This window comes from Microbacterium sp. SWDP-B6 (assembly GCF_059803615.1).
In genome coordinates, this window is record NZ_JAPFGV010000002.1 from 107,894 (window position 1) to 128,044 (window position 20,151).

The 20,151-nt window shown below is 67.8% G+C and carries 21 protein-coding genes and 1 tRNA gene; 8 read left to right on the forward strand and 14 right to left on the reverse strand.

Annotation, left to right across the window (positions count from 1 at the left end):
- Positions 1–29 precede the first annotated feature (29 nt).
- The gene (locus tag OPU70_RS05060) at positions 30–362 is read right to left on the reverse strand and encodes a hypothetical protein (protein WP_498557265.1); all 333 of its coding nucleotides are present in this window, start codon (positions 360–362) and stop codon (positions 30–32) included.
- Between the two features lie 57 nt (positions 363–419).
- On the opposite strand from OPU70_RS05060, the gene trpS reads away from it, so the two are divergent.
- Positions 420–1,424, forward strand: coding sequence for a tryptophan--tRNA ligase (gene trpS, locus OPU70_RS05065; RefSeq protein ID WP_079113214.1), 1,005 nt, complete (start codon positions 420–422; stop codon positions 1,422–1,424).
- Positions 1,425–1,448: 24 nt separating this feature from the next.
- Entirely contained in the window at positions 1,449–2,246 is a 798-nt protein-coding gene (locus OPU70_RS05070; RefSeq protein WP_498557266.1) for a hypothetical protein, read from the forward strand.
- Between the two features lie 32 nt (positions 2,247–2,278).
- Here the strand turns inward: OPU70_RS05070 and pth are convergent, their stop codons facing one another.
- Both pth and OPU70_RS05080 read right to left on the reverse strand, forming a co-directional pair.
- Positions 2,279–2,860 carry an aminoacyl-tRNA hydrolase gene (gene pth, locus OPU70_RS05075; RefSeq protein ID WP_475123154.1) on the reverse strand — a complete coding sequence of 194 codons (582 nt, stop codon included), beginning with the start codon at positions 2,858–2,860 and terminating at the stop codon, positions 2,279–2,281.
- A 119-nt stretch (positions 2,861–2,979) separates the two neighbouring features.
- On the reverse strand, positions 2,980–3,588 hold the full coding sequence (locus OPU70_RS05080; RefSeq protein WP_042540311.1) for a 50S ribosomal protein L25/general stress protein Ctc: 609 nt from the start codon (positions 3,586–3,588) through the stop codon (positions 2,980–2,982).
- Positions 3,589–3,809: 221 nt separating this feature from the next.
- Here OPU70_RS05080 and OPU70_RS05085 point away from each other — a divergent pair, with 221 nt between their 5' ends.
- Together OPU70_RS05085 and gnd are read left to right on the forward strand one after the other, a co-directional pair.
- Positions 3,810–3,935: a hypothetical protein gene (locus tag OPU70_RS05085; RefSeq protein ID WP_256381367.1), complete on the forward strand. Its 126-nt coding sequence runs from the start codon at positions 3,810–3,812 to the stop codon at positions 3,933–3,935.
- A gap of 97 nt (positions 3,936–4,032) precedes the next feature.
- On the forward strand, positions 4,033–5,481 hold the full coding sequence (gene gnd / locus OPU70_RS05090) for an NADP-dependent phosphogluconate dehydrogenase (RefSeq protein WP_042540310.1): 1,449 nt from the start codon (positions 4,033–4,035) through the stop codon (positions 5,479–5,481).
- Between the two features lie 58 nt (positions 5,482–5,539).
- Here gnd and OPU70_RS05095 read toward each other — a convergent pair whose 3' ends face one another.
- Positions 5,540–6,265 (reverse strand): ABC transporter ATP-binding protein, encoded by a 726-nt coding sequence (locus tag OPU70_RS05095; RefSeq protein WP_079113215.1) that lies wholly within the window; start codon positions 6,263–6,265, stop codon positions 5,540–5,542.
- A gap of 36 nt (positions 6,266–6,301) precedes the next feature.
- Entirely contained in the window at positions 6,302–7,765 is a 1,464-nt protein-coding gene (locus OPU70_RS05100) for an ABC transporter permease (RefSeq protein WP_498557267.1), read from the reverse strand.
- A gap of 164 nt (positions 7,766–7,929) precedes the next feature.
- On the opposite strand from OPU70_RS05100, the gene OPU70_RS05105 reads away from it, so the two are divergent.
- Together OPU70_RS05105 and OPU70_RS05110 are read left to right on the forward strand one after the other, a co-directional pair.
- Entirely contained in the window at positions 7,930–8,658 is a 729-nt protein-coding gene (locus OPU70_RS05105; protein ID WP_042540306.1) for a response regulator transcription factor, read from the forward strand.
- Between the two features lie 26 nt (positions 8,659–8,684).
- Positions 8,685–10,157 carry a sensor histidine kinase gene (locus OPU70_RS05110; protein ID WP_156145903.1) on the forward strand — a complete coding sequence of 491 codons (1,473 nt, stop codon included), beginning with the start codon at positions 8,685–8,687 and terminating at the stop codon, positions 10,155–10,157.
- Positions 10,158–10,273: 116 nt separating this feature from the next.
- On the opposite strand, the gene OPU70_RS05115 is transcribed toward OPU70_RS05110, so the two are convergent.
- From OPU70_RS05115 to OPU70_RS05140, 6 genes are all read right to left on the reverse strand, one after another.
- A complete protein-coding gene (locus OPU70_RS05115; RefSeq protein ID WP_498557268.1) occupies positions 10,274–11,848 on the reverse strand; it encodes an FAD-dependent oxidoreductase in 1,575 nt (524 codons plus the stop codon).
- A gap of 27 nt (positions 11,849–11,875) precedes the next feature.
- The gene (locus tag OPU70_RS05120; protein WP_498557269.1) at positions 11,876–12,733 is read right to left on the reverse strand and encodes an FAD:protein FMN transferase; all 858 of its coding nucleotides are present in this window, start codon (positions 12,731–12,733) and stop codon (positions 11,876–11,878) included.
- A 16-nt stretch (positions 12,734–12,749) separates the two neighbouring features.
- Positions 12,750–13,220 carry an FMN-binding protein gene (locus OPU70_RS05125; RefSeq protein ID WP_042537434.1) on the reverse strand — a complete coding sequence of 157 codons (471 nt, stop codon included), beginning with the start codon at positions 13,218–13,220 and terminating at the stop codon, positions 12,750–12,752.
- A gap of 86 nt (positions 13,221–13,306) precedes the next feature.
- A complete protein-coding gene (locus tag OPU70_RS05130) occupies positions 13,307–14,341 on the reverse strand; it encodes a ribose-phosphate diphosphokinase (protein WP_042537432.1) in 1,035 nt (344 codons plus the stop codon).
- Positions 14,342–14,349: 8 nt separating this feature from the next.
- Positions 14,350–15,780: a bifunctional UDP-N-acetylglucosamine diphosphorylase/glucosamine-1-phosphate N-acetyltransferase GlmU gene (glmU, locus tag OPU70_RS05135; protein WP_475436500.1), complete on the reverse strand. Its 1,431-nt coding sequence runs from the start codon at positions 15,778–15,780 to the stop codon at positions 14,350–14,352.
- Between the two features lies 1 nt (position 15,781).
- Positions 15,782–15,853 (reverse strand) — tRNA-Gln (locus OPU70_RS05140).
- A 71-nt stretch (positions 15,854–15,924) separates the two neighbouring features.
- On the opposite strand from OPU70_RS05140, the gene OPU70_RS05145 reads away from it, so the two are divergent.
- Positions 15,925–16,419 (forward strand): MarR family winged helix-turn-helix transcriptional regulator, encoded by a 495-nt coding sequence (locus OPU70_RS05145; RefSeq protein ID WP_042537429.1) that lies wholly within the window; start codon positions 15,925–15,927, stop codon positions 16,417–16,419.
- A gap of 18 nt (positions 16,420–16,437) precedes the next feature.
- On the forward strand, positions 16,438–17,361 hold the full coding sequence (locus OPU70_RS05150) for a pseudouridine synthase (protein WP_197065946.1): 924 nt from the start codon (positions 16,438–16,440) through the stop codon (positions 17,359–17,361).
- On the opposite strand, the gene OPU70_RS05155 is transcribed toward OPU70_RS05150, so the two are convergent.
- The 3 genes from OPU70_RS05155 to OPU70_RS05165 form a co-directional block, all read right to left on the reverse strand.
- Positions 17,348–18,007 carry a methionine ABC transporter permease gene (locus tag OPU70_RS05155; protein ID WP_042537425.1) on the reverse strand — a complete coding sequence of 220 codons (660 nt, stop codon included), beginning with the start codon at positions 18,005–18,007 and terminating at the stop codon, positions 17,348–17,350. The two genes, OPU70_RS05150 and OPU70_RS05155, sit on opposite strands and share 14 nt — an antisense overlap.
- Positions 18,007–19,050 (reverse strand): methionine ABC transporter ATP-binding protein, encoded by a 1,044-nt coding sequence (locus OPU70_RS05160; protein WP_498557270.1) that lies wholly within the window; start codon positions 19,048–19,050, stop codon positions 18,007–18,009. Before OPU70_RS05160 ends, OPU70_RS05155 begins: the two co-directional genes overlap by 1 nt.
- Before the next feature lie 99 nt (positions 19,051–19,149).
- Complete coding sequence (locus tag OPU70_RS05165) at positions 19,150–20,070, reverse strand: MetQ/NlpA family ABC transporter substrate-binding protein (RefSeq protein ID WP_042537421.1); 921 nt, start codon at positions 20,068–20,070, stop codon at positions 19,150–19,152.
- Positions 20,071–20,151 lie beyond the last annotated feature (81 nt).

Below are 20,151 nucleotides of genomic sequence, written 5' to 3' on the forward strand. Positions count from 1 at the left end.
TTTCGGTCCGGGTCTCGGTCCGGGTGCGATCAGGCCGTGACGAGAGCGACGACCAGTGCGCCCGCGACCGCGAGGTATCCGAGCATGCTCCATAGGTAGGCCGTGCCCCGGAGTGCGCGAGGGAACACGAGCGGCACCGCGATCGCGACGAGGATGCCGGCGATGAGCGCGAGGAACGTGCCGAAGATGATCCCGTAGCCATGCGGGTCGCCGCTCGTCCATCCGAACCGGCTGTTCAGCGCCACCCACGCGAGCAGGACGAACGGTGCGCCGAACAGCACCTTGAGCACGACTCCGATGATGCGAGAGATGCCATCGCCGCGTTCCCTATCGGCGCCGGCGGCATCCGGAGCAGTCGTCATGGAGCGAGTCTTCCCCGCCGGCTCGCGGACCACCACCACCCCCATAGGATTGATACCGTGACGAAACCTCGCCTCTACTCAGGAATGCAGCCCTCCGCCGACTCTCTGCAGATCGGCAACTACATCGGAGCGCTCCTGCAGTGGCGGGACCTGCAGAGCTCGTACGACGCGTATTTCTCCGTTGTCGACCTGCACGCGCTCACGGTCGCACAGGACCCCGCGGAGCTGCGTGAGAAGACCCGCCGGACCGCCGCCCAGTACATCGCCGCGGGCATCGAGCCCTCGCTGTCGACGCTGTATGTGCAGTCGCACGTCCGCGCGCACGCGGAGCTCGCCTGGATCCTCTCGACGATCACGGGTTTCGGTGAAGCCGGCCGCATGACCCAGTTCAAAGACAAGTCAGCGCGCTACGGCGCCGACGCGACGAGCGTCGGCCTGTTCACCTACCCGGTGCTGATGGCCGCCGACATCCTGCTCTACCAGACCGACGTCGTGCCTGTCGGCGATGACCAGAAGCAGCACGTCGAGCTCACGCGAGACCTGGCCGAGCGCTTCAATTCGCGGTTCGGAGAGACGTTCGTCGTGCCCCGACCCGTGATCCAGAAGGACACGGCGCGCATCTACGACCTCCAGAACCCGACGTCGAAGATGTCGAAGTCGGCAGAGAGCGACGCGGGCGTGCTGTGGATGCTCGACGACCCGGCGAAGTCGGCGAAGAAGATCATGCGCGCGGTGACCGACAACGAAGGCTCGGTCCGCTTCGATCGCGAGAGCAAGCCGGGCGTCTCGAACCTGCTGACCATCTACGCGGCGCTCTCAGGACGACAGGTTCCCTCGATCGAAGACGAGTATGCGGGCCGCGGCTACGGCGACTTCAAGAAGGGGCTCGCCGAAGTGGTCGTGAACGAGTTCGAACCCGTGCGCGCTCGTGCACTCGAGCTTCTCGACGACCCGGCCGAGCTCGATCGGATCCTCGCGCAGAACGCTGCGCGCGCGGATGCCGTCGCCGACGCGACCCTCGGAGCGGTATACGACCGAGTCGGACTGCTTCGTCGCGTCTGACCTCGACAGCCATAGGATGGGGGCGTGACTGATCCGCAGCAGCCCCCGTCCGGTGCCGTCCCCCCTGTGCCTCCCGTGCCCCGGTCGGACGAGGAGCAGCCGCAGTTCGCATCGCCCGTGTCGTCACCGGCGCCGCAGATCTCGACGCCGGCGCCGCCCGCACCGCCTTCGTACTCGACGCCTCCGGCTCCGCCCGCGCACCAGGGCGCGCCTCCCGTCTACCAGGGCGCACCCCCCGCGGCTCCCGCCGCCCCGACCCAGCCGTTCTCCGCCGGTCAGCCCGCACCCGCATACCCGGCACCGACGGGCGCTCCCCTGTACCCGCATCCCGCGGGTCAGCAGCCCGGCGCACCGACCTACCAGGCGGCTCCTCCCGGCGCCTACCAGGTTCCGGTCGGTGGCTACTCGGCGCCCGCAGGCGCGTATCAGGCGCCGATCACCGGGGAGAAGAAGTCCGGGCTGATGGGCATCCTGGCGCTGATCCTGGCGATCGTGGCCGCTGTCGTCACGCCGATCGTCGCCGGAGTCGCCGGCTTCGACATCGGTCGTCGCCTCCCGGGCGGTCTCGACACGACCGATCCCGACTTCCTGTCGATCCTCTCGCCCGCGCGGGACCAGGTGCTGTGGGCGGAGATCTCGTTCTGGACAGGGACGATCCTCGGCATCGCCGCCATCGTCATCGGCATCATCGCGATTCGCAAGAAGCAGGCGCGCGGCGCGGGCATCACTGCACTCGTCGTCGCGGTGCTCGGCCCGATCATCTTCTGGGTCGTGCTGCTGGTCACCCTGTCGACCGGCACCGCGACCGGCTTCCTGCCGTAACGAAGCGGTGCGACGACCGCACCTCGTTCGGCTCAGCGTGGCGCGTGGTGCTTCTGCTGCGCGGAGAGCAGGCCTTCCTCGACGAGCAGCTCGACCGCGTCCGCCCCGTCTGACACGAGAATCGGCAGGTTCGCGCGCTCGTCTTTGCCGAACGGCGAGAGCACCCAATCGGCGGGGTCCTGTCGACCCGCCGGGCGACCGATGCCGACGCGCACCCGCGGGAACTCCGGCGTGGTGAGGGCGCGGGCGATGTCGCGCACCCCGTTGTGTCCGCCGTGGCCTCCGCCGATCTTGAGCTTGACGGTGTCGAAGGGGATGTCGAGTTCGTCGTGGACGACGATGACCTGCTCCGGCGGCACCGAGTAGAAGCGAGCGAGAGCCGCCACCGGAGTGCCGGAGACGTTCATGAACGTGTTGGGCTTGGCGAGCACGAGCTTGTCACCGCCCGGACGCACCCAGGTCTCGACGACACGCGCCCCGCCCTTGTGCTCGCGAAAGCTCTCGCCACGGCGCGAGGCGAGCTCGTCGACGACCATCTGGCCGATGTTGTGGCGCGTGGCCTCGTATCGCGGGCCGGGGTTGCCGAGCCCCACCACGAGCCAGGTGGATGCCATGTGATCGTCCTCTCGCATGCGGGCCCTTCGCGGTGCCCGGGTCAGGATACGACAGAGGGGGCGCGATCTGCTCGCGCCCCCTCTGTGATGCAGTCAGCTGTGCGCTGCGCCTGCGGAGATCACTCCGCGGCGGGAGCCTCCTCGGCGGAAGCCTCGTCGGCTCCGGCCTCGTCCTCACCGAGCGACTCCTCGGCCGGGATCGCGATCGCGACGACGAGCACCTCGGGGTCGGTCAGCAGCGTCGAGCCCTTGGGGAGCGTGACGTCGGCGGCGGTGATGTGCGCGCCCTCTTCGAGACCCTCGACCGAGACCTCGACGTTCTGCGGCAGGTGCGTGGCCTCGGCCTCGATCGAGATCGTGTTCGCGTCCTGGTTGACGATCGTGCCGGGAGCCGGCTCTCCGGTGACGATGACGGGAACGTCGATCGTGACCTTCTCGCCCTTGCGAACGACCAGCAGGTCGATGTGCTCGATGATCTGGTGCACCGGGTCGCGCTGGACATCCTTGACGAGGGCGAGCTGGTCCTTGCCGTCGATGTCGAGCTCGAGCAGCGCGTTCGCGCGGCGGATGATCAGCGAGACCTGGTGGCCGGGCAGTGCGACGTGCACGGGGTCGGTGCCGTGACCGTAGATGACGGCGGGGATCTTGCCTGCGGCGCGCAGACGACGGGCGAAGCCCTTGCCGAAGCTCTCGCGGAGCTCGGCCTTGACCTTGGTGTCTTCAGACATGGGGTTCTCCTTCGGGGCACGCAGCGACAGCTACGCGGTGGTCTTGGAATTGTTCTCGAACGCAGACACGTGAGGAAAGCCACCGGCTTGCTTCGCCGCGTCGATAACGGATGCCAGCGCACGCGCAGAAGCATCCCTCGCCGAGGTACTCCTCTCATGGTACCGGATGAGCCGATAGGCTGAGAACACCGATCCCTCTCTGCAGAACATGGAGTTCCCACATGCTCGACGGCGTCTTCTTCTCCCACGCGATCGCCTGGCTCATCGGCGCGATGACCGTGTGCGCCGCAGGCTTCACCTTCGCGGCTCTGTTCTCGCTCGGGCGCTCGGGGTACCGCAAGGACTGATCTCCTCGCGTCCGACACCACCCGTCACACGGGAGCACCACCCCGGACGCCGCGATAATCTGGGAGCATCCCCTTCTTCTCGATCTAGGAGCCATCTGTGCCCGAAGCATCAGCGAACATCGGAGTCGTCGGACTCGCCGTCATGGGTTCGAACCTCGCCCGCAACCTCGCCAGCCGCGAGGGCAACACGGTGGCGATCTTCAACCGCAGCTACGAGAAGACCGAGACGCTCGTCTCCGAGCACCCTGAGGCCGGCTTCATCCCGGCCAAGACGTACCAGGAGTTCGCCGACTCGCTGCAGAAGCCGCGCACGGCGATCATCATGGTCAAGGCCGGCGGCCCGACCGACGCCGTGATCGACTCGCTCGTCGAGGTCTTCGAGCCGGGCGACATCATCGTCGACGGCGGCAACGCGTACTTCCCCGACACGATCCGCCGCGAGAAGGCCGTCCGCGAGACGGGCATCAACTTCGTCGGCGCCGGCATCTCGGGCGGCGAAGAGGGCGCGCTCACGGGCCCGTCGATCATGCCCGGCGGCTCGGACGAGTCCTGGATCACCCTCGGCCCGATCCTCAAGTCGATCGCCGCGATCGCCGAGGGCGAGCCGTGCGTCACGCACGTCGGCCACGACGGCGCGGGCCACTTCGTCAAGATGGTGCACAACGGCATCGAGTACGCCGACATGCAGCTGATCGCCGAGGCCTACGACCTCATCCGTCGCGGCACGGGCAAGTCCCCCGCCGAGATCGCCGAGATCTTCGCCGAGTGGAACAAGGGCGAGCTCGAGTCGTACCTGATCGAGATCACCGCAGAGGTGCTGCGCCAGGTGGATGCCGAGACCGGCAAGCCGCTCGTCGACGTGATCCTCGACCAGGCCGGGGCCAAGGGCACCGGTGCATGGACCGTGCAGACCGCCCTGTCGCTCGGCGTGCCGGTGTCGGGTATCGCCGAGGCCACCTTCGCCCGATCGCTGTCCTCGCACCCCGAGCAGCGCGAGGTCGCAGGCTCTCTTCCCGGCCCTGACGACGCGTTCACCGTCGCCGACGAGGCCGCGTTCATCGAGGACGTGCGTCTCGCGCTCTACGCCTCGAAGATCGTCGCCTACTCGCAGGGCTTCGACGAGATCCGCGCGGGCGCGGCAGAGTACGGCTGGAACATCGACCTCGGCGCGATCAGCAAGATCTGGCGCGGCGGCTGCATCATCCGTGCGCAGTTCCTCAACCGCATCGCCGACGCCTACGCCGCAGAGCCCGGCCTGCCCGTGCTGCTGACGGCTCCCTACTTCACCGAGGCGATCACCCGCGCGCAGGCGCCGTGGCGTCGCGTCGTGGTCGCGGCGGCTCAGGCCGGCATCCCCGCTCCGGCGTTCTCGTCGTCGCTGTCGTACTACGACGGCATCCGCGCCGACCGCCTCCCGGCCGCCCTCGTGCAGGGACAGCGCGACTTCTTCGGTGCGCACACCTACAAGCGCATCGACAAGCCGGGCACGTTCCACACGCAGTGGTCGGGCGACCGCACCGAGATCGAAGCCGAAGACACGCACTGAGCGCTCTCTGACGCATGACGAAGGCCCCGGCGAGTGTCGCCGGGGCCTTCGTCTTGTCTCACCTGGTGATGTCCTGCACCGTCCCCTTCGCGAGCCGCAGCCGCCTCGTCGCTCGACGAGCCACCGCCGAGTCGTGCGTGACGACGATCATGGTGATCCCCTCGGCGCACAGCCCCTCGAGCAGCGTGAGGATCTCGTCTCGCATGCTCTCGTCGAGGTTGCCGGTCGGTTCATCGGCCAGCAGCACCCGAGGCCGCTTCACGATCGCCCTGGCGATCGCCACGCGCTGCTGCTGACCGCCCGAGAGCTCGGTCGGCAGGTGGTCGCCACGGTCGTCGAGGCCGACGTGAGCGAGCGCCTGCGCCACGCGCGCTGATCGCTCGGCGCGACTGAGCGAGGTCGGCTCGAGCGCCATGTTCACGTTCTCGGCAGCCGTGAGGGTCGGGATGAGGTTGAACCCCTGGAAGACGAAGCCGATCTCCTGGGCCCGGATGCGAGTGAGCTCACGAGCGGATGCGGAGGCGAGCTCGATGTCGCCCAGCTTCAGCGACCCCGAAGACGGCTTGTCGAGCGCTCCCAGCAGCTGCAGCAGCGTCGATTTGCCTCCTCCAGTGGGCCCCTGGATCGTGACGAACTCGCCGGGGTCGATGGTGAGATCGACACCGGTCAGCGCCTTCACCGTCCTTGCCTTCTGCCGGTAGGTGCGAGTGACGCCCTGCGCGCGGTATATCGGCGCCGCGGCATCCGTCCCGTTCGCCGTGGGGGCGATGTCTGCGATGGTCATGATGTCTCTCCTCTGTCTGTGATGTCTCGTGAACCGTCAGGCGACGGAACGCAGTGCCTCGGCAGGGCTCAGTCGTGCCGCCCGCCATCCGCCGAACGCTCCGGCCACGAGGCCACCGAGCACGGCGAGACCGACGGCCGCGACCAGCACCCAGGGGGTGAAGGGGGCCTGCAACACGATGTCGGCCGCCTGTTGCGTCTGGAACATGCCGCCACCTCCGGTGGGTCTGCCACCCGTTCCCCCGGGGCCGCCTTCGGCAGTGCCCGCGGCAGCAGCGGCGACCGTCGGCTTCACGAGGTTGATGACGACGATCCCGGTGATGCCGAGCACCAGGCCTACGGCGCCGCCGATGAGTCCCTGCACCATCGACTCGCCCGCGACCTGACGCACGACACGGCCGTTGGACCAGCCGATCGCTTTGAGGGTGCCGAACTCTCTCGTGCGACGTGAGACGCCCGACAGCGTCAGCAGCACCGAGAGCAGCACGGCGACCGCGAGCACGATGATCGACAGCCAGGTGCCGAGGTTCGTGATCAGCGAGGTCGCGCTCGACAGCGACCCTGAGACAATCGATGCGAGCTCGGACTGCGACGTGACGGTGGCATCGGGAAGCTCGTCGGCGAGTGCCGTTTGCACAGCGTCGATGGACGCCGCCGACTCGGCCTGCACATAGACGGTGGAGACGACGTCTCCGGCACCCGAGAGCTCCTGGGCCGTGTCGAGGGGCAGGTAGACGTTGGCCGCGGTGTCGGCGGAGTCGGAGGTGGATGCCACGATGCCGACGATCTCGACATCGGAACCGGCGACGTCGATCGTGTCACCGACGGCGATCTCGTTCGTGCTCGCGTAGGTGGCGTCGACGAGGGCGACGAGCGCACCCGCATCATCGCTGTCGAGAGCGCGGCCGTCGCTGATCTCGACCGAGGCGAGCGGACCCACCGACGTCACGGCCGGATCGATGCCGAGCACCGTGAACGACTCGACGCCGAAGGAGCCGCCACCGGCGCCGCCCTGGGGCGGTGCGTCGCCCTCGGTGGGAGCGGTGCCCTCAGCGGTTCCGTCCTGCGCTCCGAAGCCGCCGCTGGGCAGCTCACCCGAGAAGGTCGAGTTCGTGAGGCTGAGCGCAGCGGATGCCGCCGTCACGCCGTCCGTCGCCGTCACCGTGTCGAGCACGGTCGCGTCGAGAGTTCCGCGCATGAAGTCCGTCATCAGGGTCGACTGACTCAACGTCGTCGTGTCGCCTTCGGTGGCTCCGTCCTCCGATCCGAAGTCGAAGCGCTGACCACCGCCCTCCCCCGGCTCAGCCGCGGCCCCGGTGACCGTGAGGTCGGTTCCGACGCCGTAGACCGACTCCAGTGCCTGGGCCTGCGCATCGCGCACTCCCGCGGTGAGCGCGTTGACGACGATGACCAGGGCGATCGCGATGGCGAGCCCGATCGCGACGATCATCGTCTGTCTCTTGCGGCCCGCCAACTCGCGCCGCAGATATGTCCCGTACATGTCTCTCCTTCCGCCGCGCCGTTCGCGGGCCGATGATGACGCTAGGGAGCGGACTTTTGCGAGATCGAGGGATGAGTGATGAGAAGACTATGGTCGGCGGATCTCACAGCCCACGCATAGCGCTCTCCATAGAAACCCCATAGGTGATTCCGCAGAATGTACTCATGAGCTCCGATCTCCCCGAACTGCGCCGCCCCGACGGCTCCCCCCTGCGCATCCTCGCCGTCGACGATGAGCAGATGCTCACCGATCTCCTCGCGATGGCCCTGCGGATGGAGGGCTGGGAGGTGCGCACCGCATCATCCGGCCTGGAGGCGCTGCAGGTCGCGCGCGAATTCGAACCCGACGCGCTCGTGCTCGACATCATGATGCCCGACCTCGACGGCATGGCCGTGCTGCGGCGCCTTCGCGAATCCGGCAGCCTCGTGCCGGTGCTCTTCCTCACTGCGAAGGATGCCGTCGGCGACCGGGTCGCCGGCCTCACCGCCGGTGGTGACGACTACGTCACGAAGCCGTTCAGCCTGGAAGAGGTGATCGCCCGACTGCGCGCGATCATCCGCCGCACCGGACACGCGACGGCCGACGACGGCCAGTCGATCCTCCGCGTCGCCGACCTCACCCTCAACGAGGACAGCCACGAGGTCGTCCGCGACGGCACCGAGATCGAGCTGACCGCGACCGAGTTCGAGCTGCTCCGCTATCTGATGCGCAACGAGCGACGAGTGCTGTCGAAGGCCCAGATCCTCGACAGGGTGTGGAGCTACGACTTCGGCGGCAAGTCGTCGGTCGTCGAGCTGTACATCTCGTACCTGCGCAAGAAGATCGACGCCGGGCGCACCCCGCTGCTGCACACGGTGCGAGGTGTCGGCTACATGATCAAGGCGCCCCAGTGAGCCTGACGGGGATGGCTCGGCGACCGATGAGTCTGCAGACACGGCTGATGACAGCCGTGATCGGGTTCGTCTCGCTCATCCTCGTGATCGTCGCCGTGATCACCAGCGCTCTGCTCGGCAGCACACTGGAGAGACAGCTCGAGGATCGCCTGCACAGTTACTCGAATACGGTGACACAGTGGGTCAGCCGGGTGCCCGCGCAGTTCGCGAACATGGACAACATCCTCGAGATCAACGACGCCCGCGTCCCAGGACTCCTGCTGGCGGTGTCCAGCACGGAGGGCGGAACCAGCGGAGTGCTCTTCCCCGACACCAAAGACGAATGGGGCGGCGTTCCGCAGAAGCTGACCAGCGAAGACCTCGATCGTATCGACGCGGCACTCGGCGGCCAGCCCAGTGCGACAGTCACCATCGACGACTTCGGCTCGTACATGGTCTTCGCGAAGCAGGCGCCCAACGGTGTCAACGTCGTCACCGGACTCCCCCGCACCGAGATCCAGAATCAGCTGACGACTCTGCTCACGGTGATCGCCCTGGCGACGATCGGAGGCCTCATCCTGTTGGCGCTCACCACGGCGATCACCATCCGCGTGGGGCTGAGACCATTGCGTGCGGTCGCGGCGACGGCAACCCGGGTGGCGAATCAGCCCCTGGACCGAGGTGAAGTGCAGATCACCGAGCGCGTTCCCGCATCGGAGGCCGATCCGCGCACGGAGACCGGCCTGGTCGGCTCGTCTCTGAACAAGCTTCTCGACCACGTCAACGACTCCCTCGCCTCGCGTCAGAAGAACGAGGAGCGGATGCGCCGGTTCGTCGCCGACGCGAGCCACGAGCTGCGCACTCCGCTGTCGTCTATCCGCGGGTACTCCGAGCTCTCGCTGCGCGCGTTGAAGCAACAGGGTGGCGAGGCGGCCGTCGAGAGCACCACCACGTCGCTCGAGCGCATCCAGGCTCAGTCGCTGCGCATGACGCGCCTCGTCGAGGACCTGCTGCTGCTCGCCCGTCTCGACGAGGGACGGGAGCTGGTCTACGGCACTGTCGACCTGACCCAGCTCGCGCTCGAGGGCCTCTCCGACGCACGCCCGACTGCGGCAGACCATCACTGGAACATCGAGGCTCCTGATGAGCCCATCGTCATCGTCGGCGACGCCGGACGGATGCACCAGGTCGTCGCGAACCTTCTCGCCAACGCGCGGACGCACACCCCCGCGGGCACCTCGATCACGCTCAGCGTGAGTCGCGAAGGTGATGAGGCCGTGTTGCGGGTGCACGACGACGGGCCCGGTATCGACCCCGGCGTGCGAGATGAGCTCTTCGCCCGGTTCGCGCGTGGCGACAGCTCCCGCGCTCGGCAGACCGGCGGCACCGGCCTCGGGCTGGCCATCGCGAAAGCGATCGTCGAGGGCCACGGCGGCCACCTCACCGTCGCCAGCCAACCCGGCGACACGACGTTCACGGTGCGACTCCCCCTGAGCCCGGCCACTGCATCCACCGACTGACGTCCCGTCCCCAAAGGCTGCGGGGTCAAAAGAACATCGGAAGCAGGCGATCCCGGTGCGTTTTTGACCCCGCAGGACATGCCTCGGAGTAGACGCACGCCGAGCGGAACCCCGGCTCAGTATCCGGCGAAGGCGTCTGTCGTGAGGGAGCGGGCCTTCTGCAGCGCGGGAGCGAGGTCGGCGATGAGCCGCGGAGGACCGGAGATGTACGAGTGCCGCTCGCCGATGTCGGGAACGTGACGCTCGAGGCCTGCGGCGTCGAGGCGCGCGCCCTGCGCCCAGGTCCAGTGCGTCGGAAGGTTCGCAGGCTCATCGCGCGTGAAGACGATGACGCGCGCGCCGGTGGCGGCCAGCTCGTCTCGGAACGCCAGCTCCGAGCTGTCGGAGGCCACATAGACCAGCACGATGTCACGCTGCTGCTCCGTGAGCTGGAGTTGCCGCAGCTGCGACACGAACGGCGTCACGCCGATGCCTGCGGCGACCATCAGGACGGGCGTCTCCGAACGCGGGAGGAGGAAGTCGCCCCACGTGCCCGTCACGGCGAGAGCTGAGCCCGGTTCCGCTGCAGCCAGTGCGCGCTTGTAGCTCGACGGATGCTTCTGATCGCCGTCCTTATAGGCGATGCGGAGCGTCGGGAGGTCTGCCGGGGCCGAGACGATGCTGAACTCACGGCGGGTTCCGCGGGCATCCGGTCGGGCGTGCGGCACATCCAGTTCGAGGTACTGTCCCGGAAGGAATCTCAGCTTTCCCTGTGCGCGGAACGTCAGCTCCTGAGCGGTCGGCGTGATGAACTGCCGCTTCTCGAGCACGAGCCGCACCGACCCTCGCAGCGCGAAGGCGAACGCGAGCAGGTTCCCGATGAGCAGCGCCCGCTCCTGCCCGAGGGTGAAGAGGCCGCCGATCGCGATCGGCCACCCGGCGAGTGCTCCGACGAGAACCGCCACCGAGAACTGCTGCCACCGGCGCGGCGGCAGAGTCAGGGGCTCGGAGAGCATGAACGCTCCGAGGAACAGGAACGGGGACTGCAAGATCGCGAACGAGAGAGCGGCACCGGGATCGAAGGCGATCGAGAACTCCTGAGCCTGCACGGCCTGCCGCAGCATCGCGACAGCGATCGCGACGATGAGGAAGACGACGACGACGCGCACCTTCTCGGTGCGCCAGAGGACGACGAGTCCGAGAATCAGGACGGGGACGAAGAGCGACGGTGTGCCGACCCACCACGACGAGGACGTCCCGAGCCACTCGAAGGCACCGAAGGATCCGAGGATCGACACGACGGCCGCACCGAAGGCGGCGGGGTTGAGGACGTGCCGACCCCGCCACACGATCAGATACTTCGACAGGCTCGCCACGACTCCGGCGATGGCCAGCCCGAGCAGGGCGTTCGGCTCGATGCCGGGGCGGAGCACGAAGAGCAGGATCAGTGCCGTCACCAGCGAAGACTCGATGCGCCACGGCAGCCGCAGGATGCGCTGGGCCGCCGCATCCACCAGCGATATGACCAACGCAAGCACGACGAAGGACGCGATGATCTCGAGCGGTGTCGGCGAGACGATCACGCCGAGAGTCGACAGCACCACGGCGATGAGCCCCAGCGCGAGCAGGGCGAACAGCACCAGACGGTACATGGAGATGCCGCCGAGCAAGGCGAGAACCCGCTGCCGCAGCGCGGTGATGGAAGTGATCACAGGTCTACTCTTCCCTACTTCGATGCCTCATCGGCGGGTGGTGAACAGCTGTGCGGGGCAGCCCGGCGAACGCTCGGCGCGTCCGTCGGTCGTCATGCGCACCCACTCGACGCCCCACGATGCGGCGAGCTCGGGGCCGCCGTCGAAGAACAGGGCGGTCGCGACGGCATCCGCTCGCATCGCCTCAGGGGCGATCGCCCACGTGGCCGCCCAGGTGCGGACCGGCACCCCGGTGCGAGCGTCGAGCACGTGGTGGAGTCCATCACCCCACGCTCGGCGATTGATCGCCGAGGCACAGAGCGCGGCATCCTGCAGTTCGATCACGCCGATCGCCTTCGTCGGATCGTACGGATGCTCGAGTCCGACCCGCACCACGTCTCCGCGGACTCTCATATCACCTCCGGCATCGACCACGAGGTCACCGGGCACGTCGGCGAGCACCCCGGCCACGAGATCGACCAGACGCCCTTTGCCGAGTGCCCCGACGTCGAGAAGAGCCGGCGCGGATGCCGTGGCCTCCCCCGCCGTCCAGCGCACCCGATCGGTCCAGTCTGCCGGGGCGGCGATCGGGGGGCTCGCGACGAGCGAGTACGACGCGTCGTAGCCGAGGGCATCCAAGCTCTCCGCGACGAGCGGGTTCACCGCCCCGGAGCTCGCCCTCGACAGGTCGCGGTAGGCATCGAGCATCGCGCCCGCATCGGGAGACGAGATCGAGCCGCCGTCTCGGCCGACACGGGTGACCGATGAGTCCTCTCGGAACCGCGACCACTCCCGGTCGAATCGCTCGATCTCGGCCCCGACGCGTTCACGGTCGTCCGCGCCGAGCCCGTGCGACGTCTCGATCTCCCAGAGTGTGCCGATCGCGTCGAAACGCCAGATCGTCATGCCGTGGTCAGGCGCCTCAGGCGGCGGCCTGCTCCTTGATCGACTCGACGGCCTCGTTGAACCCGCCGCTGGTGAGCGACGAGCCCGCCACACGGCTGACCTCGATGTCGTCGAGGGACTTGCCCACGACCTCGTCCGCGATGCCGCCGATGAACTCGCCCTGGTACTGCTCGCTCTCGCGGGCCTGCGGGTCGCCGGTCACCTCGACATCCGTGACCAGACCGTCGGCGACCGTGAGGGTCACGCTGATCGTCTCGACCGTCTCGGGGGTCTGGTACGAGCCGTCGGCGGTGTAGGTGCCGTCGGTGTAGTCGCCGCCGGCCGCTGCTCCGGAATCGGTCGATTCGGTGCTCGTGTCGGTTCCGGTGTCGGTCGACTGGTCTTCGGCGTCAGCCGTGCCGGAGCACCCCGCGAGGACGAGCAGTCCTGCGACGCCGGCCAGGGCTGCGCCCTTGCGAACAGAAGTCGGTACAGTCGTGCGGATCATGATGGTCCTCCCGGCCTTGATCGGTGTGTGTGATTCGACCGTAGGGACAGCATCTATGCGCGGGCTGTGTCCGAAGTATGGGTCGCCTAAGCGTCGCCGCCGAACATGCTCGTGACGGATCCGTCTTCGAAGACCTCGTGGATCGCGCGGGCGAGCAGCGGGGCGATCGGGAGGATCGTGAGCTTGTCCCACTGGCGCGACTCGGTCAGGGGGATCGTGTCGGTGATCACGACCTCGTCGATCGACGCGTCCTGCAGACGCTCGGATGCCGGGTCGCTGAAGATCGCGTGCGTCGCGGCGACGATCACGCGATGCGCACCGCTCGCCTTCAGCGCCTGCGCCGCCTTCACGATCGTTCCTCCGGTGTCGATCATGTCGTCGACGAGGAGGCAGGTGCGCCCCTCGACGGTGCCGACGATCTCGTGCACGGAGACCTGGTTGGCGACCTTCGGGTCGCGACGCTTGTGGATGATGGCGAGCGGTGCCCCGAGGCTGTCCGACCAGGTGTCTGCGACGCGGACGCGCCCCATGTCGGGCGAGACGACGGTGAGGATCTTTCGGTCCTCGGCGCTCAGCGTGCTCTTGAAGTACTCCATCAGCACGGGCTTGGCGAAGAGGTGGTCGACGGGGCCGTCGAAGAATCCCTGGATCTGAGCGGCGTGCAGGTCGACGCTCATGACGCGGTCTGCACCGGCCGTCTTCAGCAGATCGGCGACGAGGCGGGCACTGATCGGCTCACGGCCGCGGCCCTTCTTGTCCTGACGCGAGTACGGGTAGTAGGGGGCGACGACCGTGATGCGCTTGGCGGAGGCGCGCTTCGCGGCGTCGATCATGATGAGCGTCTCCATGAGCCACTCGTTGACCGGCTCGCCGAAGGTCTGGATCAGGAACAGGTCGCAGCCTCGGATCGACACCTCGAACCGTGCGTAGATCTCACCGGATGCGAAGGTGCGGTGCTCGGTCGGCACGACCTCTGTTCCGAGTGATGCGGCCACCGCTGCGGTCAGCGCGGGGTGCGATCGACCACCGGCGACCACGAGTCGCTTCTTGGTCTTGGCTACGAGACCCGGAGCGATGCCGTTGTCCCTGTCCAGATCGACCGTCTTCTTCTTGCGCGCCATCGTTCTGCCTACTCCGCCACTCGGGATCGGGCTGCGGCGTCTGCCGCGCCCGTGCCTGCCCTGTTCTTCTCGACCCAACCCTCGATGTTGCGCTGAGGGGCGACGCTCATGGCAAGGGAGCCGGCAGGGACGTCCTTGCGGACGACAGCGCCGGCACCTGTCTTGGCGCCGGCTCCCAGCCTAACGGGCGCGACGAGGGTCGTGTGCGACCCGGTGTGCACCTCGTCTTCGACGATCGTTCGGTGCTTGTTCACGTCGTCGTAGTTCGCCGTGATCGTGCTGGCGCCGAGGTTGACGCCTCGACCGATGGTCGCATCGCCGACGTACGACAGGTGCGGGACCTTGCTGCCTTCGCCGATCTCGGCGTTCTTCGTCTCGACGTAGGCGCCGATCTTGCCGCGGGCCCCGAGGACGGTGCCGGGGCGCAGGAACGAGAAGGGGCCGACGGTGGCCTCGGCGCCGATGACCGCGAGCGTGGCGTCGGTGCGGCGGACGATCGCATCTTCACCGACCTCGCAGTCGACGAGGGTCGTGTCGGGGCCGATGATGGCACCTTCGGCGATCGTCGTGGCGCGCAGGATGTGTGTGTTCGGGAGGATCGTGACGTCGGGCGCCAGGGTGGCGTCGTCGTCGATCCAGGTCGTCGCCGGGTCGATCACGGTGACGCCCTCGAGCTGCCAGCGCCGCACGATCCGGCGGTTGAGCAGACGACCGACCTCGGCGAGCTGAGCGCGATCGTTGACGCCGTAGGTGACCGTGACGTCGGAGACGACGGATGCCGCCACCCGGCTGCCGTCGCGGCGGAGCAGCCCCGGAACGTCGGTCAGGTACATCTCGCCCTGCGCGTTGTCCACGCCGACGGACGGCAGGTACTTGCGCAGCGTCGCGACCCGGAACACGTACATGCCCGCGTTGATCTCGCTGACGGAGGCCTCTTCTGCCGTGGCGTCCTTCTGCTCGACCACTCGGTCGACACCGCCGTCTGCGTCGCGGATGACGCGGCCGTAGCCGGTCGGGTCGTCGACGACGGCGGTCATGAGTGTCGCTTCGGCGTCCGCCTCGCGGTGCGCATCGAGGAACGAGCGCAGCGTGTCGGCATCCGCGAGCGGGCAGTCTCCAGAGAGCACGAGCACGTCGCCGTCGAAGTCCGCAGGGAGCGCATCGACCGCGACCTGCACCGCTCGGCCCGTGCCGGGAACCTCGTCCTGGTCGATGAAGACGGCATCCGGGTAGTCCTCGGTGAGGGCGGCGACCACCTGGTCGCGCTCGTGCCGCACGACGACCTCGACGTGGTCCGCCTCGAGGCGACCTGCCGTCGTCAGGACGTGCCCCACCAGTGGGCGCCCGCCGATCGGGTGCAGCACCTTCGGCAGGCGCGAGCGCATGCGGGTTCCCTGGCCTGCGGCGAGGATGATGATCGCGAGATTGTTCCCAGTCATGCTCCGCCGCCAGGACTCGAACCTAGACCTAACAGCTCCAAAGGCTGTCGTGCTGCCATTACACCACGGCGGACCGCTGCTCCCGAGGGAGCCGCGGGTCAAGTCTGCCATGTCCGCCTGCGTGCTACCGGCGATAATGGACGGATGACTGAGGCGGATGAGGTTGATCGGATCGTCGGCGCCTGGAACACCCAGCGACCCGACCTCGACTTCTCACCCCTCGAGGTGCTGTCGCGGATGGATCGCCTGACCCGGCTGCTCGACCGCGCTCGTCGCGACGTGTTCCGCCGGAGCGATCTGGAGGCCTGGGAGTGGGACGTGCTGTCGGCGCTGCGCCGCGCCGGGGCGCCCTTCCAGCTATCCCCCAAGCAGCTCCTCCAGCAGACACTGGTGTCGAGCGGCACCATGACCAATCGCATCGATCGTCTCGTCGGGCGTCGTTTCGTGCGGCGCGAAGGCGACCCTGCTGACGGCCGCAGCGTGCTCGTGACGCTCACGGATGATGGGCGGATCCGGGTGGATGCCGCGATCACGCGTCTGGTCGACGTCGAGGACGACCTGCTGCGGGCCCTGTCGCGCGGCGACCGCGATCGCCTGGCTGCGCTGCTGCGCAAGCTGAGCCTCAGTTTCGACGCGTGAGGAACTGACGACATGGCGATGCTCTCCCCTCTTCCCGTGCGCGACGGCGTCGGCGCCACGCGCCTGCACGTTCCGATGAGCGGCGACTGGCCGACGGTGGGCGCCTACATGATCGACCGCTTCTTCCACCTCGACCCCGAAGGTCTGCTCAGCCGCTTCGACCGCGGCGAGATCGTGGCCCGCGACGGCACGCCCCTGGCGCGGGACACGCCGCTGGGCGTCGAGGAGTTCATCTGGTACTACCGCGATCCTCCCGTCGAGACGCGCCTGCCGGTCGAGATCGAGGTCATCCATCAGGACGACGACCTGGTGGTCATCGACAAGCCGCACTTCCTCCCGACGATCCCCGGCGGGAAGTTCCTGCAGAACTCCGCGCTGATCCGCCTCCGCAACCTGCTCGGCAACGACGAGCTCGCACCGATCCACCGACTCGATCGGGCGACCGCCGGGGTGCTGATGTTCTCGGCGCGCCCGGCCACGAGAGGCCCGTACCAGCTGCTGTTCGAGACCCGACAGGTGCAGAAGGTCTATGAGGCGGTCTCCGCCCGTCCGGCCGACTGGGAGGCGGCGCGATTCCCCCTCGTCTACCGCAATCACATCGTGAAGCTGCGCAACGAGCTGAAGGTCCAGGTCGACGACGAACGCGAGCCCAACGCCGAGACGCTGATCGAGGTGCTCGGTGCCGACGAGCGCGTCGTGCACACGCTGCTGCGCCCACACAGCGGCAAGATGCATCAGCTGCGGGTGCACCTCGCCGCTCTCGGCCTCGGCATCCTGAACGACCCGTTCTATCCCGAGCTGCGCGGCGAGCGGCCGGATGACTTCGATCACCCCATGCAGCTGCTCGCGCGCGAACTGCACTTCATCGATCCGCTGAGCGGCGCGCCGAGGGTGTTCTCCACGACGCGCACGCTTCAGGAGGCTCCGGTCAGCGGCGCATGATCTTGCGCGCTAGCCGCGTGCCGAGCATCTGCACGAGGTGCACGAACACCACGATCAGAACGATCGCCGCCCACATCACGAGCGGCTCGAACTGACGGAAGCCGTAGATCTGCGCGAACGCTCCGAGACCGCCGCCGCCGATGAGACCGGCCATCGCCGTCATGTCGATGAGCGCGACGACGATGAATGTGTAACCGAGGATGAGCGGTCCGAGGGATTCGGGGATCGCCACGGTGAACAGGATGCGCCAGGGGCCGGCGCCCATCGCGCGGGCGGCCTCGATGACCCCGGGCGAGACCGAGACGAGGTGCTGCTCGACGATGCGGCCGATCGCGAAGGCCGCGGCGAGACCGATGATGAACGCTCCGGCAGTGGTGCCGATCCCGGTGCCGACGACGACGCGGGCGAACGGCTGCGCGACCGCCATGAAGATCACGAACGGGATCGGGCGGAAGAAGTTCACCGCGAGGTTCGCGACCACGGAGACAGGTCGGTTCTGGGCGAGCCCGCCGGGGCGGGTGACGTAGAGGATGACACCGATCGCGAGACCGAGGATGCCGCCGAGCACGAGCGCGAACGACGTCATGTAGAGGGTCTCGAGCGCGGCCTTCCAGAATTCGGGCCACAGTTCGTTCAGACGGTCCATCAGCGCGCCTCCTCTCCGGCGATCTCGGTGACTTCGACGCGCTGCGAGATCTCCCCGAGGGTGCGGTCGATCACGGCGCTCTCGCCGCGGATCGCGAGCGTGAGGTGGCCGAAGGCCCGCCCGCGGATGTCGTTGATCCCGCCGTACACGAGCTCGAAGTCGAGCCCCGCCCCGGCGAGGTCGAGGAACACCTGCGCCTGCGACGAGTCGCCGTCGCGGAACGAGAACGTGACGAGGCGGCCTCGGTGGCGCTCGCGCAGCACACCGAGCTCGGACGGCGAGGGGATGCCCTTCACGACCGTGCCGACGAAGCGCTGCGACGCGGGGTTCTGCGGAGCGGAGAAGACGTCGAAGACATCGCCCTGCTCGATCACGCGACCGTTCTCCATGACCGCGACCTTGGTGGCGATCGTCTGGATGACGTCCATCTCGTGTGTGATCACGACGATCGTGACGCCCTGCTCCCGATTGACCCGTTTGAGCAGATCCAGCACCTCGTGCGTGGTCTGCGGGTCGAGGGCGCTGGTGGCCTCGTCGGCGAGCAGGATGGCGGGGCCCGTGGCCAGGGCGCGGGCGATGCCGACGCGCTGCTTCTGACCGCCGGAGAGCTGCTCGGGATACGCCTTGGCCTTGTCGGCGAGGCCGACGAAGGCGAGGAGCTCGGAGACCCGCGTCTCGATGTCGGCCTTCGACCAGCCGGCGAGCTTTAGCGGGTACGCGATGTTCGCTTTGACGCTGCGCGAGGCGAACAGGTTGAACTGCTGGAAGATCATGCCGATCCCCCCGCGGACCTTGCGCAGCTCGCTCTCCCGAAGAGAGGTGATGTCCACGTCGTCGACCGTGATGGTGCCGCTGGTCGCCGGTTCGAGGGCGTTGATCAGCCGCACAAGGGTCGACTTGCCCGCACCGGAGTATCCGATGATGCCGAAGACATCGCCCTTCTCGATCGAGAGGGTGACGTCGTCGACGGCCACGACCTCGGCGTCTTCACGGGTGCGGGAGGGGTAGGTCTTCGAGACGTTCGTCAGGGTGACGATCGGCATGTGGTGCTCCGGTCTGCTTCGGGAACGAAGAATCGGGTGACGCACGAAGCGCCACCCGATTCTCCCTCATCGGACGGGGGTGTTCTGCACCCGGTCGTCCTACTTCTTGGCCTCGGTGTCCTCCTGGACCTTCTTCAGCGAGGCGACGAGATCCTTGGCGGGGGTCTGCAGCGGCACCGCAGTGTCACCCGAGGACTCGATCAGACCTGCCTGCACGTCCTCGTTCGTCTGGAAGATCTCGACGAGCTTGAGGTACGTCTCGTTGTCGGCGTCCTCGGCGCGCGACGCGAAGATGTTCACGTACGGCAGCGCGTTCGGGTCCTCCGGGTCGTCCTGCGCGATCGCGTCGTCGAAGGTGAGACCGGAGTCCTCCACGAAGTCGTTGTTGATGATCGCCGCGGCGACATCCGGCAGCGACGTCGGGATCAGGGCGGCCTCGAGGGCGGTGACCTTCACCTTGGACTTGTCGGTGTCGACATCGGCGAGGTCGGAGAAGATCGTTCCGCCGCTCTTGAGCTCGATGAGACCGGCCGACTGCAGCACGAGGAGTGCGCGCGCCTGGTTCGAGGCATCATCCGGGACGGCGACGGTCTCGCCCTCGGGGATGCTGTCGACGTCGTCGTACTTCTTCGAGTACAGGCCCAGCGGGTAGATCGCGGTCGAGCCGATCGGCGTCAGGTCGGAGCCCGAGGCGCTGTTGTACTCGGCCAGGTACACGATGTGCTGGAACTGGTTGAGGTCGATCTCACCCTCGGTGAGCGCGGGGTTCGGCTGCTCGTAGGAGCCGAAGTCGACGAGCTCGACCGTGATGCCCTCGTCAGCGGCCGCCTCGACGAAAGGAGCCCACTGCGCGTCTCCCTTGCCGACGACCCCGATCTTGACGGTCTCGTTCTCGGAGTCACCGCCGCCTGCGCCGGCGTCGGATGATGCGGTGGCGCAGCCTGCGAGTGCGACGAAGAGCGGGACCGCGGCGAGCGCGGCGATGACGGATGTGGTCCGACGGGATGCTGTGATGGACATGAGTGTTCGGGTTCCTCTCTTGGGGGACTCGAATACGTTAGGCAGGGCGACGCAGTGCGCGACAATCGAGCGTCACAGAGC

Excerpts from the sequence above, each read along its gene's own strand:
- OPU70_RS05060 (WP_498557265.1), bottom strand. The coding sequence starts at position 362 with ATGACGACTGCTCCGGATGCCGCCGGCGCCGATAGGGAACGCGGCGAT.
- pth (WP_475123154.1), bottom strand. The coding sequence starts at position 2,860 with ATGGCATCCACCTGGCTCGTGGTGGGGCTCGGCAACCCCGGCCCGCGA.
- OPU70_RS05080 (WP_042540311.1), bottom strand. The coding sequence starts at position 3,588 with ATGTCTGAAGACACCAAGGTCAAGGCCGAGCTCCGCGAGAGCTTCGGC.
- OPU70_RS05085 (WP_256381367.1), top strand. The coding sequence starts at position 3,810 with ATGCTCGACGGCGTCTTCTTCTCCCACGCGATCGCCTGGCTCATCGGC.
- OPU70_RS05095 (WP_079113215.1), bottom strand. The coding sequence starts at position 6,265 with ATGACCATCGCAGACATCGCCCCCACGGCGAACGGGACGGATGCCGCG.
- OPU70_RS05100 (WP_498557267.1), bottom strand. The coding sequence starts at position 7,765 with ATGTACGGGACATATCTGCGGCGCGAGTTGGCGGGCCGCAAGAGACAG.
- OPU70_RS05105 (WP_042540306.1), top strand. The coding sequence starts at position 7,930 with ATGAGCTCCGATCTCCCCGAACTGCGCCGCCCCGACGGCTCCCCCCTG.
- OPU70_RS05110 (WP_156145903.1), top strand. The coding sequence starts at position 8,685 with ATGAGTCTGCAGACACGGCTGATGACAGCCGTGATCGGGTTCGTCTCG.
- OPU70_RS05120 (WP_498557269.1), bottom strand. The coding sequence starts at position 12,733 with ATGACGATCTGGCGTTTCGACGCGATCGGCACACTCTGGGAGATCGAG.
- OPU70_RS05125 (WP_042537434.1), bottom strand. The coding sequence starts at position 13,220 with ATGATCCGCACGACTGTACCGACTTCTGTTCGCAAGGGCGCAGCCCTG.
- OPU70_RS05130 (WP_042537432.1), bottom strand. The coding sequence starts at position 14,341 with ATGGCGCGCAAGAAGAAGACGGTCGATCTGGACAGGGACAACGGCATC.
- glmU (WP_475436500.1), bottom strand. The coding sequence starts at position 15,780 with ATGACTGGGAACAATCTCGCGATCATCATCCTCGCCGCAGGCCAGGGA.
- OPU70_RS05145 (WP_042537429.1), top strand. The coding sequence starts at position 15,925 with ATGACTGAGGCGGATGAGGTTGATCGGATCGTCGGCGCCTGGAACACC.
- OPU70_RS05150 (WP_197065946.1), top strand. The coding sequence starts at position 16,438 with ATGCTCTCCCCTCTTCCCGTGCGCGACGGCGTCGGCGCCACGCGCCTG.
- OPU70_RS05155 (WP_042537425.1), bottom strand. The coding sequence starts at position 18,007 with ATGGACCGTCTGAACGAACTGTGGCCCGAATTCTGGAAGGCCGCGCTC.
- OPU70_RS05160 (WP_498557270.1), bottom strand. The coding sequence starts at position 19,050 with ATGCCGATCGTCACCCTGACGAACGTCTCGAAGACCTACCCCTCCCGC.
- OPU70_RS05165 (WP_042537421.1), bottom strand. The coding sequence starts at position 20,070 with ATGTCCATCACAGCATCCCGTCGGACCACATCCGTCATCGCCGCGCTC.